The organism is Flavobacterium maritimum, assembly GCF_040049085.1.
Classification (GTDB): Bacteria; Bacteroidota; Bacteroidia; order Flavobacteriales; family Flavobacteriaceae; genus Flavobacterium; species Flavobacterium maritimum.
The window spans coordinates 884,212-900,751 of the sequence record NZ_JBDLZY010000001.1 but is presented as its reverse complement, the minus strand read 5'-3'; the positions used below and the strand labels follow the sequence as shown (position 1 = coordinate 900,751).

The window sequence follows — 16,540 nt, the reverse complement described above, 5'->3', positions numbered from 1 at the left end:
GTTTTTTAGGATTGATACACACTATTCCCGGCACCATAGTAATTAGAATAGATATGTTGATAGATCGTAACCGTTTTAAGGCTTACTTCTTCATCGGTATAAACTTCTTGAGGAAGCCATAACAATTGATTGTAAATCTCACTTTTTACTTGTGCCGTAACTTCTCTTTTTTCTCTCCAACGGTCAATTTTCAATTTCTCAGCCTTCAGTTTTTCAAGTGTTTCCTGAGCTACTTTTTTAACTTGTTTGAGGTCTTTACCTTCAAGCTCTTTGCCTTCTCTAAGCAAATCAAAAATGGCCAGTGTCTCTTGGTCCGTAAGATTTTCTCTAATGGCTCGTTGCTCCTCAAAAGTCAAATCTGTAACATAATTACTCAGTTTGTCAAACGTGGCAATGGTATCTTCTAAGGATTTACCCATATTATATTCGGCTACAATCTCTTTGTATCGCTCATAAAAATCCAAACGTAACGGATTTTCTTTCAGCATTTGTTGTAGTTTTTGATCTATGGCCTGTTGTAAATCATAGACTACCGTATTTTTATTTGGCGCTTTTGCAAAAGCTGCTTTCAACTTTTCAAAATCCAATTTACTTAAATCAACATAAACTTCTTGCTTCGGTTCATTTGCTTCTGTTTTTTTCAAGTGCACACTATCGTTCACAATACTTTGCAACTGCATCATAATCTCGGTCACATCTGCCGATTTTACATTTTGATTTAGTAAACTGTAAATGGCATCAATAGCATTAAACTCTTTGATGTAAGGCTTAACTTCTTCTTCTGGAAATAATGCTTTGTATTTTCTAAACACAGAACGAGCCATCATTTCAAAACTGGTGCGGGTCGTTTCATTTAAGCAAATGCAATCAGCTGCCTTCTTTAACAAACCTATTTTGTCCATTGGCTTTACATCAAATAGATCTGAGAGTTTGAAATTTAACGTTATCAAATACGCCTCAACTTCTTTGACACCCTTTTTCAATTCCTTTACCAGATCTGCAATTTCCTCAACAGCTTTTCCACTGCCTGCACTTTTACCTTTACCACCTTCTCCGTAAATAGAATAAGCCTGTTCTAGTTTTTTATAAACGTTTCCGTAATCGACGATCAAGCCATTTTCTTTTTCATCATCATAAACGCGGTTTGCCCTCGCAATGGTTTGCATCAACGTATGGCCTTTGATTGGCTTATCCAAATAGACCGTTGATACACATTGTGCATCAAAACCAGTAATCCACATGGCGCAAACAATGGCTAATCTAAAGGGATTTTCTACATCCTTAAATTCCTTTTCCAGATTGCGCTCCACCATTTTACGACGGTGTTGCTCAATGTCTAAATTCATTTTGCGGAATTTATCCACTTCATTTTGCTCGCTGCTCACCACCACGCAAACTTCCGTTTCTGCAACCTTATTGTATTTGCGTCGTAACTCTTGTACTTCTTGTTGGTCTTGTGCTTTTGAAATCCGTCCTTCCAATTCTTTTAAATACTGAGTCCAATATTTAATGACCAATTGATGCATGCGCACTGCTGTTGGTTTATCAAGTGCCACATACATAGCCTTTCCTTGATAGCCTCTTTCGTTGAAATGCCAAACCAAGTCTTTTGCAATGTCATCCAATCTGCTTTCGGCGGTAAGGATTGGGTAATTTTTTTGAAATAAATAAGCTAATTTTTTCTTTTTATCTTCGTCAATATTTTCGTCTTCCAATACATCAGCCATTTTTTCATCCATCTCAGGATTGTCTATCCCTAATTTTTCTCCTCTGTTAATATAGAGTAATGGTAGTGTAGCTTCATCTTCGATAGCACGTTTGAAATCGTAAACCGAGACATATTCTCCGAAAATATTTTTTGTTAATTCTTCTTCGTCTTTAATGATAGGTGTACCCGTAAAACCTAAAAATGAAGCGTTTGGTAAACCGAAAAAACGCATATTTCTGGCATAGGTTCCACCTTGCGTACGATGCGCTTCATCTGAAATTACGATGATATTTTTACGATCTGTAATCAGCGGATATTCTGTTTCTTTTTCTGGATCAATAGAAAACTTATGGATTAAGGTAAACACATAACGGTGATTTTCAGCGAGCAATTCCCTAAGGTGATCTCTTCCTGAGATCCCTGTTTTTTTACCTGCAACAATATTCTTATCGTTTACTATACCTGCTCCGGAGAAAGTATCGTATAATTGATTTTCCAGTTCTGTTCTATCGACAGCAATCAAAAATGTATAAGCACCTCCAAATTTACGATGTACTTTTTCGCAGAGAAAAACCATAGAATAGGACTTTCCACTACCTTGCGTATGCCAATAAACTCCTAATTTTCCTTGAAGATCTTCAATATTTCTAACGTTTTCTAATACTTTGTTTACTCCAATATACTGGTGATTTTTGGCCATCAATTTGACCACGTCTCCACTATTTTCATCAAATAATAAAAAGTTTTCAAACAAATCCATTAAACGATGCGGTGCACAAGTACCTCGAAGCATAGTATCTAAACTAACCACTCCTTCTTGCTCTTCTTCAATACGTTTCCAATCCAAAAAGAATTTGTACGGACTTGTAACAGTACCTACTTTACTATCCACACCATTGCTCAATACAATAAATGCATTGGAATGAAACACCTGTGCAATGGTATCTTTATAATCTTTTATATTGTCGTTATAGGAATTTCTTAAATCGGTATGGTGGCCTTTCAATTCGAAAAAAACTAAAGGAACGCCATTTACAAACCCAATTACGTCAGGACGGCGGCTGTACAATTCTCCGACAATCTCTAATTGGCGGACCGCTAAAAAATGATTGTTGGCGTAATTATTATAATCAAAAATTTTGAGTTTCTTTTTTATTAGTTCGCCTGTAACGTTGGTATAGACTACGGGAATCCCGTTTTTGAGCAACTCATACTTGTCCTTATTGATACTCGCCAAGGTTTTATCGGCGACTTTTTGAGCCAGAATTTCATACGCCTGTTCATAGACAGAAATAGGTAAATCGCTATTTAAGTTAGCCAAAGCCTGGATAACATAGCGTTTTAGAATGACTTCCGATTTGTTCTCACGGCCTAATAAACCTTGTTCGCCAAAAGTTTCTTTTGTCCATGCGGTAACCACTTTCCAACCCAACTCTTCCAATACATCGTGAGTGGCTTGTTCTATAAGGGCATCTTCTGAATATTCGTAGCTCATATATTATTTGATATAAGGTAATTTTAGTCCAATTTTATAAACATCAAAATATCGTTCAATTTCAGTAGCTTTTAAATTTACATTAGATAAATTATCCAATCCGTTTTCTTGGTCAGGATGGATAATTAAACAATCTATTATTTCGCCTTGTTTTTTATCTAATGCATCATATATATTTCGCAAACGTGCATAGCCGCTAACTTGACGAATATCTTCATCATGACTACCGTTTAAATATGTCATTTTATATTTAGCATCTATAACCATTTGGTAATCATTCGATTTCAGTAAAAAATCAAGTTCGTTTCCATAATGTTTATATTGAAATTTAACTTGATTGTGAAAGCGGTCTTTTAATAAACCCAAAGCATATAACTCGAACAATTTACTCATATCTATCCAGAAAGGAGGTGTTTTAATTGTAGCTTTCTCTGTGTTAGAAATGTTATAACCGAATCGCTTTAAAATTTGCTTTGCTAAATGAATTGCAGGTTCATACTCTTTATAAAATGCGTTTGTTTTACTGTGCTTAATTTCGTTTAAATCAATTTCATCTGAAACTTCATGAAAAGCAGGATTTATGTAATTAAATGTATCCTGTAAATCTTTATTATTTGTAAAATTGGGATAATGTGGTAAATATCTTTTTACGAAAGTTAATGCTTTTTTTAATAGCCGATTTTCTTTGTTATTTAAACCAAATTCATCATAGCTGCAATACGTATAAAGTTTTTTATTTTGTTGTAAATTGAGTTTAATCGATTTACCCACAAGGATTTTTCCTTTTACTTTACTATGTAGGTTTTGCTCTACTTTATAGTATGATTTCTTTAACCCTTTGCGAACAATCGTTTTAATTAAGCTCAAAAATTCTACTACCAAAAAAGGCGTTAACAAATCTTGTTTCTGTTTAATTTCAATAGTAGGCAAATCCCATTTTACCTCAAAAAGTTCATTGATTTCCTTTGCTACATCAGCATGACGTAACGATGAAAAAAGCATTTTAATAAAATCAACTTCTTTATTTGAATCGTTAAGTTTGGGGCCTACGTGCAATGCTGACTGGTTTGTTTGAATCCAATCAACACCAATGAAATAACCAGTTTTTACACTAAAGGAATTAAGAACTGTGTGAGATTTTCTAATAGAAAAACAGGGTAAACTAGTATCTTTACCTCTATGACTTTTAACAAAAAGAGTCTCATAAAGATCCGTGGGTAAAACAAGTTTATCATCCTGAAATGATTCCTCGTCATGCTCTCGATATGTTAGTAAATTAACACTCAAACTTTGCTATTTTTTCAATTTCAACTTTTGCTGTTTCAAGTAATAATCCGTCTTTTATATATTCATTCAAGATTGGAATTATCTCATACTTTAATCGCATTTCTAGTTCTACTTTCTGTTCATCTGGGGTTCCATTTTGTAACAAGAAATAACTATGTCCTAGTTGTACCTCTTTATGATCAAAATCTGAAGCTAGAAAATCCGAATTGACAATTTCTCCGTCTTTTTCTTTGATAAAAAGATTGGCTACGTTATTAAATAATTCTTTACCTTTTACTGAATTAATGACGTCTTCATTAGGTAAAATGTCCACAAAAGCAAAACGTCTTTTTATTGCATAATCAATATGACCGACGCTTCTATCCGCTGTATTCATTGTTCCTATTATAAATAAATTATCAGGTATCGTTATGGCGTTCTCTCCATTAATATCATACATACTTTGTACAGGTTTGTTACGATACTCCAAAGCGTAGATCAACTCTCCTAAAACAGATGGAAGATTCGCTCTGTTAATCTCATCAATAATTAAAACATAATTTTCTTTTGAAGCTGCAGCTATTTCTGCAAACTCTGCTATAATCTTGTTTTTTGCTTTATAGAAAATATTTCCATCTTCGTCTACTTCAGAAACAATTCCTCTTACAAAATCTTCATAGGTATAAGAAGGATGGAATTGAATCAGTTTATAACGTTCCGGAATATCACCTCCTAAAAGATCAAAAGTTAATTTTTTTGCTGAAAATGTTTTTCCTGTTCCCGGAGGACCCTGCAGAATAACTTGTTTTTTATATTTAATAAGTTCTATGATTTCATTCATCTTTTTATACTCTTTACTATTTTGAACTTCTCCAGAAAGGATTTTTTTTACTAAATCAAAAAATGTTTTGTCTTTCAATTCAATAATGGTATTTTGGATAATAGACGACGAACCTAAATGTTCTAAAATACCAGGAATATTTATTCCCTTCTCATTGACATCCTCCCAACCTTCTAATGACAGGCGTTGTCCCCATTCGCCCATAAAACCATTTTCAACTGTCAAATCTTCATAGATACAGGGAGCATCTGTGAAAATTACGATTTCACCGTCATCATTCCTTGATCGATTTCTTATTAAATCAGCCAAAGTAGTTTCTAAAGTACTTTCAACTTCTGTTTCAACAAACGTTGCATGTCCAAAAAACTTATTTTGATTATAAAGGAGCACCTTATCACCGGGTTTTATTTTTTTAGCGGCATTAAGAGTTTGCGTTACTGTTCCTTGTTTTTGAACTGTATATTGAAAATACATTACAAAACTATCATTTTCTAAATCATAATTTATTTTTTCTTGTTCGTAACCATTTACCACCCAGTATTTTGTATCTTGGCTTACAACTTTGTATTTGCACATACAAGCATCATAAAGATCTTTAATAGTAATATTTAAAGGTTTTATGATATTACTTGTTGCTTTTAAAATAGAAAGTGTCTTATCTTTTTGAGATTGCCCTTTTCCAATAAATGCAGTATTGTCTTGAAAACGACTTACAATTCCTTCTTCACAGTTTTTAATAGGATATAGTTTGAGTAATCCGTTATCAAATTGCAATTGAATATCATACGAATCAAGATTTATTGTTTGTTTAGGCAAAAAAGTCTTGATTTGTCTAAAATTATCCTGATTGGTAAAGGTTCCTGGATCAAGTAGATCTTTTTCTAATAATTCTGGTTCCACTTCCAATTCAAAAAAAGCTTTTCTTTCTCCACCAGTAGACCTTGTCGATTTTACAATTAAATCTATTGTTAACTTAAAAAATTTAAAAGCAATTAAGTCTTTTGTTTTTAGGCCTGTATCACGACTAATTATATCGAAATCGAGCTTGTCATTATTACCACCAGGCATTTCACCCCATTCACGGGCTTTCCATAATTGAATGCGATTCCCACCAATTACGAAAGCATAATCACCTATATCAATACCGTTAAACCATGTGCTGCTTTTAGGAGCTTGGTAATAACCATCTTCTATTTGCCTTAAATCATATTTATCAGATATTTTACCAAAAAATATTTTCATTTTTACTACTTTAATTTTTTAATTAACCTACTATTGTAAATCAAGGATCTCCCGCTCATCGTCCTCGGCAATAAAATATCCTGTGGCTCTTTGAGTACGGAGGGTGTTTGGTTTTTAATATTCTTTATTCCACTCAGGCAGTTTTCCGTGAGTTTCATAAAAACGTTGTAATATAACAGCTTCTACAAAACCGGGTAAATCATTGTTTTTATCATCTACGGTTACAAACCAGTAGATATCCAAGCCGTCAATGTTTTCCTGATCCATCTTCATGTCAAAATAAACTTGTCTTTTTACGCCTTCTTGTTTATTGTTTAATCTGCCACGTAAAAGTTGAGATTTAAATGAACCGTCCTGGAGAACTGTGCCGGACTTGCCAATGTAAACCAAATCGACTTTTCCTTTTGCCAAACGGAGTATGTAATAAACACCGGGTTTTTCAGGAACATTTTTGCTTAATTGAGCTAAGTTATCTCCTTTTCTAAAAGAGAAATTTCCACAATTTTTATACTTTGTAATATCTTCAAACATAATATTGTGTTTTTAAATCCCTAATTCCTCCACAGCCGCCGGTACAGCCATTTTATCCACATCAATCATCCCACTCATTAACCTTGGCAATAAAATATCACGAGCTTCTTTGAGAAGACGATTTTGGTTTTGGAGATTTTCAATACTATTAAATAACGGTATTATTAAAGAATCAAAGTTCAATTGGATTTCACTTTTAGGGTTTAAAATCAAAATATCTTTTAAACTCGAAATAGTCAATGCTTTTTGGCTTGAGCCAATAGCAATGTTTTTCAAATTAGATTGAAAATTTTCATTTTTGAAACAAGAAATGAGGTATGTTGAACTAATTAATTGACTATTTTTCAACCAAATCAAATTACCATCTTTGAAATAAAAATCACCATCACTATCTGTTATTAAATAGGGATATCCTAAAGTCCCAACAGCAGTTACCAAAATATCACCTGATTTGGGTAAATCAAATTTATTTTTGATCTCTTCAAATTTATTTTTCGAAATATAAAGCAAATCATTTAATGCTTCATTTTTACTTTTTAGAATAATCTCTTTACTTCTATAGAATGGTATTCCCTCTTCAACATAATCAGATAGAAATATACGTTTACTGGATGTTATTTCTAATAATTGACCTAACTTAACTTTATCCCACCCCTCAGGCAATCCCGTTACCTCATTAAACACCGCCGTTTCATAACCAGGAAAACGCATTTTTACAAACCATTCCTCATAGGTGAGTTGGGCTTTTTCTTCCAGTAATTTGATGCGCTTCAGATTGTTCTCTATCAAATCGTCATAGCCTGATAAGATAGAGGCAATTTTGCGTTGGGTTGAGAGTGGGGGAAGCTCGATTTCTATATTTCTAACGAATGTTGTATCAGCTCTTTGTCTACCAGATGCACCAACCATACTTCCAATTGCTTTATCTTTAAACCAACTATTCAATGTTAGATAATAAATAAAGTCCGTATCTGTTATCCCTTCCTTTCCTCTAAAAATAAAATATTCAGTAGATCCAAAACCTGGTTTTCCATTTAAATTTTTTGCTTGTGAAATTTTACCATTTTGTAAACAAGGAGTAATTCTTGCAAATAAAGTATCCCCTTCTTCAAACTTGGCACCTCCACTCGTAAGTGGTTTTTCTTCTTTTGGTTTAACATATTTTTTGCCGCTATCAATAGCCTCCATAGGAATGAAAGGATAAGTTGTACCCTTCTTCATTGAAATTTTAGGTGGAAATTGAACTACATCACCAAAATTAACTTCTTTCCAACCTTCTCTCATAATTGCACACTTTGAATTTGTTGCATCAATCGATTTGCTTCTTCATTCAAAGTAGCAAGTTCTCCATGAATTTCAGTCATACGTCCTTGGTAATCAAAGTCCATATCAAGTTCTACCACTACGCCTACATAACGACCAGGAGTCAAGCTGTAATCTTGGGCAGCAACTTCTTCTAAATCCACTATTTTGCAAAGGCCATCTACATCTTCGTATTTTTCTGTTGGAAATTTTTCGTTAAACCAAATATTGTCTTTGCTTACTTCGGGTTTTTCGCCACGAAAGAGTTGCATGATGGCGGTAAGTCCTTCCAATTGTTCCTCGCTGAAATCGTTGATGGTAGTCGTAACCTTACGGAAAGTGTTGCGCGCATCGATCATCAGGATTTTGTTTTTGTTTTCGGGCTTTTTGCCTTTGTTGTAAAACCATACGTGGCAGGGCAACGAACGGGTATAGAAAAAGTTGTTTCCCACCGAGACGATACATTCCACGTCGCCGGTTTCAATCAACTGCTGGCGGATGCGCTTTTCGGCATTTCCGGCATCAGTAGCCGAGGAAGCCATGACAAATCCGGCACGTCCCGTTTCGTTCAGATACGAATGAAAATACTGCATCCAGAGGTAATTCCCGTTGCTTACCGTACCGTTTCCAGTAAGAGGTGCTCCAAAAGGTAGGCGTTCGTCATCGGCAAGGAATTTGTTTTTGGCATCTACTTTATCCACATTAAAGGGAGGATTAGCCATAACAAAGTCGCACTTTTCTGTAAGATTATGTGGGTTAGTATAAAAGCTGTTGCCTTCAATGATTTTGCCTTCAATCCCGTGAATGGCTAGGTTCATTTTGGCCAGTTTGGCGTTGTTGCTTTTCAACTCAGTTCCATATACCGTAATGGCTTCGTTGACACTTTTGTTTTCGTGATCTTGTATAAAATGAGCCGTTTGCACAAACATACCGCCCGAACCACAGGCAGGGTCATGTATGATACCGTGATTGGGCTGTATGAAATTGACAATCAGGTTTACCAAGGACGGAGGCGTAAAGAATTCTCCACCTTCCTGAGCACCGGCACCCTGCATGGAGAATTTCATCAAGAAAAACTCATAGATGCGCCCAAACACATCGCCTTTGGCATGACGAACCGCATCTTTGTTGAATACTCGCACCAAATCGCGCAACAATTTATCGTCGAATTCCTGATAGCTTTTAGGAAGAATACCTGCTAAATCGGGATATTCAGCTTCAATCAATTTCATGGCATTGTTGATGGCCTCGGCAATATCTTCACTTTCGGGAAGCGCAGCCAAATGATCGTATTTGGCTTTTTCGGGCAACATAATGGCACCTGAAGCAGCGTAATCGTCTTTGGTCGCTTCACGTTGTACACCCGTTCGAGGATTGATAGGCAATGAATTGGCTATAGCAATTTTGGCATCTTCGTAACGGTTTTGCGCAAAGCGTAATAGTACTAATCCCAGTAAAGGGTCTTTGTATTCAGCAGCCGTCAATTTGGAGTTTCCCCTTAGTTCGTCAGCGGCATCCCACAATTCTTTTTCTAAATTCTTTATTTGTTCTTGGGTCATGAAATATTGTAAAAGCGTGTATTTATACGGATTCTTTGTTGATTGGCTAAAGTAACTAATTATTTAAGAACGACAATTGAGGGAAACCGTAAAGAGGGTGAATATAATTACAAATAATTAGCTCTTAAATCTAAAAGTGTCTGGTTTCTAATAATCTAAATTTATTTTGTATGATTAATAAAAATATGTTCTTTATGATATTCCAGGTTCTTCATTTCAAGTTGATGATCATTATGAATTGTCAACACTCCATCGATACCATTAAGTGAAAGATCATTCTCTATCGCAAAAATTCCTTTATCGAGCATCACATGATGATTTGGGCACAAACAAATTATATTACCAGGCTGATCTTTACCATTATGTGGTTTACCTAATGGTTTAATGTGCGCTGCTTCTGCATATTTAACTCCGCGAACAGAAATTTCAATACCACAAATTTGACAAGTATAATTGTAAAGGTCTTTTATTTCTATACATAGTTTAGTGTCCCTAACAATTCTTAAAGTTGTCGTTGGAACTCGTTTTGATTCTTCAGAACCACTTGATAATGTCTTTTTAACTATAGATAGGTCTTTACTTAATGGAGTGATTTTTTCTAATCTAAATCTACATATCATGAAGCCATCTTTTCCTTTTTCTTCGAAATGATCAGTAACGCTGTACAAACCTCCATATTGATAACCAACTTTAGGGCTATATGCTGATTTATGCTTAAGACCACGTGATACTCTTACCGGTAACCCGTGCATTTCGCTTACAATAAGTGCTTTGTTTCCAGTAGCATCCCAACTTTGATCTTTTGTGTGTTTTTTTGAACCATCTTCCCTGCCACCTTCACCAGTATAAATAATTTCATTCCCTAGATCGTAGTCATCTACATAACCCCCATTTAAGACAATTGATGAAGCACCTACTGAAGGATTTCCGTCTATACCATTAACTGGTTTCAAATGTATTTCAGCATCTCTAAGTTCTTGTCTATCCTTGAAGCTAGCTCCTTCTTTAATTCCTTCAATATCCCCGAATAGGTAATTTGGCATAATTTATAATGTTTTACATCCCGCATCAAGCAGAACTTGGTATGTGTTATCTAGTGAATTTTCTTTTGGAACAAATATGATCTGCCCATCTCTACCTCTGGTTAATAATACTCGGTAACTATTTTTTCGTAATTTTTTTGAATCTTTTGCTTTCCTATTTGGAGATATATCATTCCATCCTGAATTATAAATCCAATCTGCATCCCATGCTAATATTGGCATATCCAATTCTAATCCTTGACAAGCAAATTCAGTAACAACGCTATTCAGATTTCTACAATAGAATATATGTTTATCATCAACATAATACTGTGAAAATGTAAAAGTAGGAGTCGATGTATATCCATTCATTATTCCATATTTCGGTAGAATTTTACTTTTTGAACTAGCAATAATCCCAAACGTTTTATCAGGTTCGTCAAAATACTTATTTCTAACATGACATTTAGCAAGTTCAAGTTCTCTTGTCACATAAACTGGATAATCCTCATCTAATAAATTCTCCATCATTCCTTTTGATTCGGTAATTTTGTCTTCCAATAAGTATTCAACCCATTTTTGAAGTGTTAAAGCTTGATGCGTTCTTAATGAAGTTGTTAAATTAAATTCATTAACAACTTCAAGCCCTTGTTTAACAAAATTGCTTTTAAGTTTTTCAGGACAATGTACAGTCCATTTTGTTTTTGATTGATTTAATGCATTAGACCATAGCTCCATTCCGCTTTCCTCACCTAAATGTATTTCTTGTCCTTCTCCAATTAAACCAATCAATAAACAATGTGATTTCTTATTGGCGATATTGATAAAGTCTGTTGGTTCAGCATTTGTACTTTCTCTATGAGAATTAGTTACTTTATCAGCATCCCATGCGCGTTGTGCTTCATCATAAATAATCACATTCTCAGATGGAATTTGGTTTGAATGAGCATATTGCTTTAAGAACCCATGTACAGATTGAACATAATTTCTATTATCTAAATTAAATTGGAGCACTTGGACTAAAGGCCCATTACCCGATAAAAAGACTGCTTTTTGTTTTTTATTTTGTAAATGAGTTTCAAATACAAATTGCAAACCTACAAGAGTTTTACCCGCACCAGGAACACCAGTAATCAGAGCCAAATGATGCGAATTTTTAACTTCAGATTGTTTTGCAATTTGTTCTAATTTGGTAAGGGTTAATGGAATACCTGCGCTACTTGCTTTTTTTATTTGAGGAAAATGTTTTTCTTTAAACAGCAATTGTGCCGATTGAATTAGTGATGGTAGCGGCGCATATTCACTTTCAAACCAATTATCAATATTCATAAATCGATCTTTAACGAGATCAAGTAATAATAAATGAAGATTATCTCCTGAAAGTATTTTAACATCATCTACAGTATGCGAAATTTCATTCCCAGCAGCTAAAACTAAAACAGGCACAACATTCAATTGGTGAGATTGCTCGTGATAGTTCCTTAAATCACGAGCATAGTGTTTTGCTTGATCAATTTGAGCATGATTTTCTTTAGAATACCCTTTAAATTCTAATACAACTAAGTTGTTTCCGCTAAGAATTAATACATCTGGCCTACGTCCTCTTTCTCTAGGTAATTCATATTCAAATACTAAAAATGTATTTTTAGCGAGGTCCTCTGGCAACATTAATAATGTAAGTTCCCGTTTCAAAATAGTAAAACAATCAAACCAGGCTTTTCTTTGAGAATAACTGGCTGGTTCTTGCATACAATCTAAGTGATGCTCCATCAACAGGGTGCCCCAAGTAGCCACTTCAACCTCAAGAAAGGATTGAATTGAATAAACTGTTCTCGCCGTTTTATTATTTTCCATTTAATGCTTTTATAAATGGAATATCAGCGGGAGCAAATTTAAAGTTTACAAAGTCAGACTTTTCCACCCACTCTATTTGGTCGTGATCGTTAAGCACTATATTTCCAGAAACATGTTCACATTCATATGCCTTCAGCAAAATAATTTTGTCTTCATAATGATGTTCATTTTCCATGAAAAATTCTCCAACTCTCACAATAATTCCAAGCTCCTCCTCTAACTCTCTCTTTAAACATTCCTGCGCTGTTTCTCCTTCTTCAATTTTACCTCCTGGAAATTCCCAAAAACCACCAAGATGTTTGTTTGGCGATCGTCTTGCAATTAGGATCTTTGATCCATTTCTTATAATTGCAGCAGTTACTTGATCCGTTTTGTTTAAATCTTTCATTAATTTAATATTCTGTATTAATAGCGATAAAACTATTCGATGTCATCTACTCAATGTATGAAAGAAATAGATTATTTAATTTACCGCAAACGAATATAAGAAAAAGAAGTAGTTTGTAATCCAATTCGAGAAAATAAAGTACGAAAAATATGCCAAAAACTAAAAGCCTATTTGCTGTTTTGATCTATACTCTAGTAAAAGGATGAAATAGGCCTTTCATTATCGCTTCGGACATTTACGGCCTTTATTTTATATGAAAAATAAATCATGTTGAGCCCCGTCCCAAAAAAAAACCTATTCATATTATAATAGGTTTTTCTTATTTTTAATTTTTTTAATTTTAGTAAAAATTAGCTATTTTTTTTCAAAAAGTAAAAGGACAAAGACATTAATAATTCTTACAACAACGCACGGAATACCCCTCCCCATAAATCGTAGGATAGGCATAAGTATAAACCTGTGGAATGTTGCTATCTATAACAGAAGTGCCCGTGATGTAGCCATGGGAATCCACACTCCACCATTCACTATGGTATCCTAACATCCATTGGACTTGAATTTTTTCCCATGTCGGCCAACTTCCATCATAATTGCGCCGCCCACCCGGAAGTGCAGTAAAGCCAGTACTATTTGTTAAAGTTGGTATCACTCCATCAAACGTTAGCCAACCTGTTGTGGCTTTTAACATGTCTACATTACTGCCAATTGATAAATCTTGTAGAAATGACCACTCGATATCCCAACTCACATGCCAACCTTCTGGGGCTAAACCACGTAAATCATTCACCGCATACGCATTGTATAACTTGCCGTACACTTTTCCGTTTGCTGTATTGTTTTCATAATAACACCAAGCTCCAGTTGTTAATCCTGCCCATTGATTAGCATCTTGGACTTGCGGGATTGGGTCGCCGTTTCTATATTTGGATACATTCAGGTTTTTTTGCATCCAGTATTGGTTGCCAATTTTTACATAAGGATAGACATTGCCATCAATGTCTGTAACAGTAGGTGTTGTTGCCATTGAAATTACTATAGAGGCAGTTGCTGTACAACCCGCTGCATCAGTAACTACCACTGAATAATTTCCATCAGTCAGGTTATTAACTGTAGAACCAATAGTAGCATTACTCCATAGATACGCATAAGGAAGCTGCCCTCCTGTAGCTATGGCTGTGGCGCTATTTCCATTTACTGTTGCTGTGATTGCTATAGTGGAGTTTACACAAGAATTATTACAATCAACAATAGTGCTACCTTTTTTTTGAAAACAAAATTCAATCTCTTTATCATATTGTGTCCAGTCAGTCAGCATTGCAGTAGAATTGAATACAGCTTTTAAACGATCAGTATCACTTACAAACTGCAATAATTTACCAAAAAATCCTGCTTTTATTTTGTCAATCCCATATTCTTTTGCACTTTGTGTGTTACAATTAATTATTAAATCAAGTAAAACTTTAGATTTACTCAAAGTAAATTTTAAAACATCAATGCTTAATTCATAAGCTGATATAGAATGATTCGAATATTTTTCTATACTTTTAGAAATACTTATACCCCCTAAATTACCTTTGTAAACAGTTTCACCAATTGTATAATAACATTTTTTATTATCTTTTAACAGTTTTGATATTGCAGGCGAGAATACACCTATAGCATTAACTGCAATTGTTGCGGTATTATAAATAGCTGCTTGTTGGTTTTCTGCGCTATTATCAAAAGATAGACCGCTTTTTGCCTTTAAAATCCACTTCCCATCTTTTGAAATATTAAACCTGGCTGTTTGCCCATCACTTTTGGTTTCTTGAAAAACGTTGTTTTTAAATTCTTGAAATAAGAAATAAGATTTATCCAAACCTTGCGCTATCCTATTCTCAATGAAAACACCTTTTTCATCATAAAGTCCGACCGAATAGGACGCACTACTTAATAAATTCGTGACAGAAGCAGTTGAGTTTTCAGCTCTAAAATCTAATGGCATTTTGTATTCATTAATCTTTTGAAAAGTAATATTTTGTATTTCAATAACCTTATCTAAAACCGTTTGATTTGCTAAAGGATCAAGGTCTCCAATGGCTATACTTTTTTCTATAGCTTTTTTATAGGTTTGAAACTCTGGCAAATTCTTAATGTATGTATAAGCTTCTTCTTTGGCTTTTACTGAAAGATCAAATGTCCAAGGGTGCATCATAACCAAAGCTATTGCAGTGGTTTCAGAATTCATTACAATTTCGTTCCCAACTATCGGATTAAAATAACTCAACATAACTATATTATCTTGACTATTAGTTGCGAAGGCCAATTCTAATGAGTTGACGTTAAATGTTTCAATATTTCCTTGATTATTAGAAACATTTGAGTTTTCAGTGAATAGAGAAGTAAGTTTTAGATTATTCACATTAATAGTAGACCCTTCTGGTAATTCAACATTAACTTTTATTTCTTTTAGTACTGATTGTTGTTGTTCCTCAGGATTCAAGATATTATCATCCTTAGAACAGGCTACTATTACCACTAAAATTATTAGGAATAATAAAAATATAATTTTTTTCATAATAATATGGTTTTAAAACCATAATTTTTAGTAGGAAATCATCAGTAGAATGTGGGCTTTTTAAAATATAAAATACTATTATTCATAAATATATTTTTTAAAAAAATTAAACGAAAGTATTCAGAAGAGTAAGTAAATACATTACAAGTGTGTAAGTTGAATATTTATACCAAAATAGTTAATATTCGCAATTAACTCGTCAAAATAATTGTACTTTATTGCTATGCAAATTTAATTATTAAAAAAAACATAAAACATTAATTAACAGATGTTTAACTTATAATTTAATTGAAAAAATATATCCTAAAGATTAATATAATTTAGGTCGGCACAAATTCTTTTGCTACGGAATCAATACCATAACATTTTAGAACAAACACAAAAGGGAACCCTAGATATTACTAATTGGTTGTTATGGTTTTTTGAAAACCTCTTAACGGCCTTGAATGTAACAAATAGTACCTTAGAACATGTACTATCAAAAGCTAGTTTTTGGGAAAAACAAAACAACACATCATTGAATTAAAGACAAAAATTATTTCTTAATAAGATGTCAGATGGATTTGATGGAAACTGACCGCTACAAAATGGGCAAAGATTACAAAATGTGCTCCTGATACCGCTTTAAGAGATATTCAATATCTACTTCAAAAGGGATCTTAATGAAAGATGATAAATACAGAAGAAGCACATCTTACATTATTATTATTATTATTATTATTATTATTATTATTATTATTATTATTATTATTATTATTATTATTATTATTATTAT

At 33.7% G+C, this 16,540-nt stretch carries 10 protein-coding genes; all 10 read right to left on the bottom strand.

The window, feature by feature from the left end:
* Positions 1–5 precede the first annotated feature (5 nt).
* Positions 6–3,203 (bottom strand): type I restriction endonuclease subunit R, encoded by a 3,198-nt coding sequence (locus ABEB23_RS03990; RefSeq protein WP_348811080.1) that lies wholly within the window; start codon positions 3,201–3,203, stop codon positions 6–8.
* Positions 3,204–3,206: 3 nt separating this feature from the next.
* Positions 3,207–4,490, bottom strand: a complete 1,284-nt coding sequence (locus ABEB23_RS03985) for a 5-methylcytosine restriction system specificity protein McrC (RefSeq protein ID WP_348811079.1) — start codon at positions 4,488–4,490, stop codon at positions 3,207–3,209.
* Positions 4,480–6,552, bottom strand: coding sequence for an McrB family protein (locus ABEB23_RS03980; RefSeq protein WP_348811077.1), 2,073 nt, complete (start codon positions 6,550–6,552; stop codon positions 4,480–4,482). The genes ABEB23_RS03985 and ABEB23_RS03980 overlap by 11 nt, the downstream gene beginning before the upstream one ends.
* A gap of 114 nt (positions 6,553–6,666) precedes the next feature.
* Positions 6,667–7,083: a hypothetical protein gene (locus ABEB23_RS03975; RefSeq protein WP_348811076.1), complete on the bottom strand. Its 417-nt coding sequence runs from the start codon at positions 7,081–7,083 to the stop codon at positions 6,667–6,669.
* 12 nt (positions 7,084–7,095) lie between these two features.
* Positions 7,096–8,367, bottom strand: a complete 1,272-nt coding sequence (locus ABEB23_RS03970; RefSeq protein WP_348811075.1) for a restriction endonuclease subunit S — start codon at positions 8,365–8,367, stop codon at positions 7,096–7,098.
* Positions 8,364–9,944, bottom strand: coding sequence for a type I restriction-modification system subunit M (locus ABEB23_RS03965; protein ID WP_348811074.1), 1,581 nt, complete (start codon positions 9,942–9,944; stop codon positions 8,364–8,366). Before ABEB23_RS03965 ends, ABEB23_RS03970 begins: the two co-directional genes overlap by 4 nt.
* 161 nt (positions 9,945–10,105) lie before the next feature.
* Positions 10,106–10,987 carry a YDG/SRA domain-containing protein gene (locus ABEB23_RS03960; RefSeq protein WP_348811073.1) on the bottom strand — a complete coding sequence of 294 codons (882 nt, stop codon included), beginning with the start codon at positions 10,985–10,987 and terminating at the stop codon, positions 10,106–10,108.
* 3 nt (positions 10,988–10,990) lie between these two features.
* On the bottom strand, positions 10,991–12,820 hold the full coding sequence (locus tag ABEB23_RS03955; RefSeq protein ID WP_348811072.1) for a DNA/RNA helicase domain-containing protein: 1,830 nt from the start codon (positions 12,818–12,820) through the stop codon (positions 10,991–10,993).
* Complete coding sequence (gene mutT / locus ABEB23_RS03950; protein WP_348811071.1) at positions 12,810–13,208, bottom strand: 8-oxo-dGTP diphosphatase MutT; 399 nt, start codon at positions 13,206–13,208, stop codon at positions 12,810–12,812. Before mutT ends, ABEB23_RS03955 begins: the two co-directional genes overlap by 11 nt.
* A gap of 388 nt (positions 13,209–13,596) precedes the next feature.
* Positions 13,597–15,765, bottom strand: coding sequence for an FISUMP domain-containing protein (locus tag ABEB23_RS03945; RefSeq protein ID WP_348811070.1), 2,169 nt, complete (start codon positions 15,763–15,765; stop codon positions 13,597–13,599).
* Positions 15,766–16,540 lie beyond the last annotated feature (775 nt).

Bases quoted from the DNA above. Each gene is read 5' to 3' on its own strand.
- ABEB23_RS03990 (WP_348811080.1), bottom strand. From the start codon at position 3,203: ATGAGCTACGAATATTCAGAAGATGCCCTTATAGAACAAGCCACTCAC.
- ABEB23_RS03980 (WP_348811077.1), bottom strand. From the start codon at position 6,552: ATGAAAATATTTTTTGGTAAAATATCTGATAAATATGATTTAAGGCAA.
- ABEB23_RS03975 (WP_348811076.1), bottom strand. From the start codon at position 7,083: ATGTTTGAAGATATTACAAAGTATAAAAATTGTGGAAATTTCTCTTTT.
- ABEB23_RS03970 (WP_348811075.1), bottom strand. From the start codon at position 8,367: ATGAGAGAAGGTTGGAAAGAAGTTAATTTTGGTGATGTAGTTCAATTT.
- ABEB23_RS03965 (WP_348811074.1), bottom strand. From the start codon at position 9,944: ATGACCCAAGAACAAATAAAGAATTTAGAAAAAGAATTGTGGGATGCC.
- ABEB23_RS03960 (WP_348811073.1), bottom strand. From the start codon at position 10,987: ATGCCAAATTACCTATTCGGGGATATTGAAGGAATTAAAGAAGGAGCT.
- ABEB23_RS03955 (WP_348811072.1), bottom strand. From the start codon at position 12,820: ATGGAAAATAATAAAACGGCGAGAACAGTTTATTCAATTCAATCCTTT.
- mutT (WP_348811071.1), bottom strand. From the start codon at position 13,208: ATGAAAGATTTAAACAAAACGGATCAAGTAACTGCTGCAATTATAAGA.
- ABEB23_RS03945 (WP_348811070.1), bottom strand. From the start codon at position 15,765: ATGAAAAAAATTATATTTTTATTATTCCTAATAATTTTAGTGGTAATA.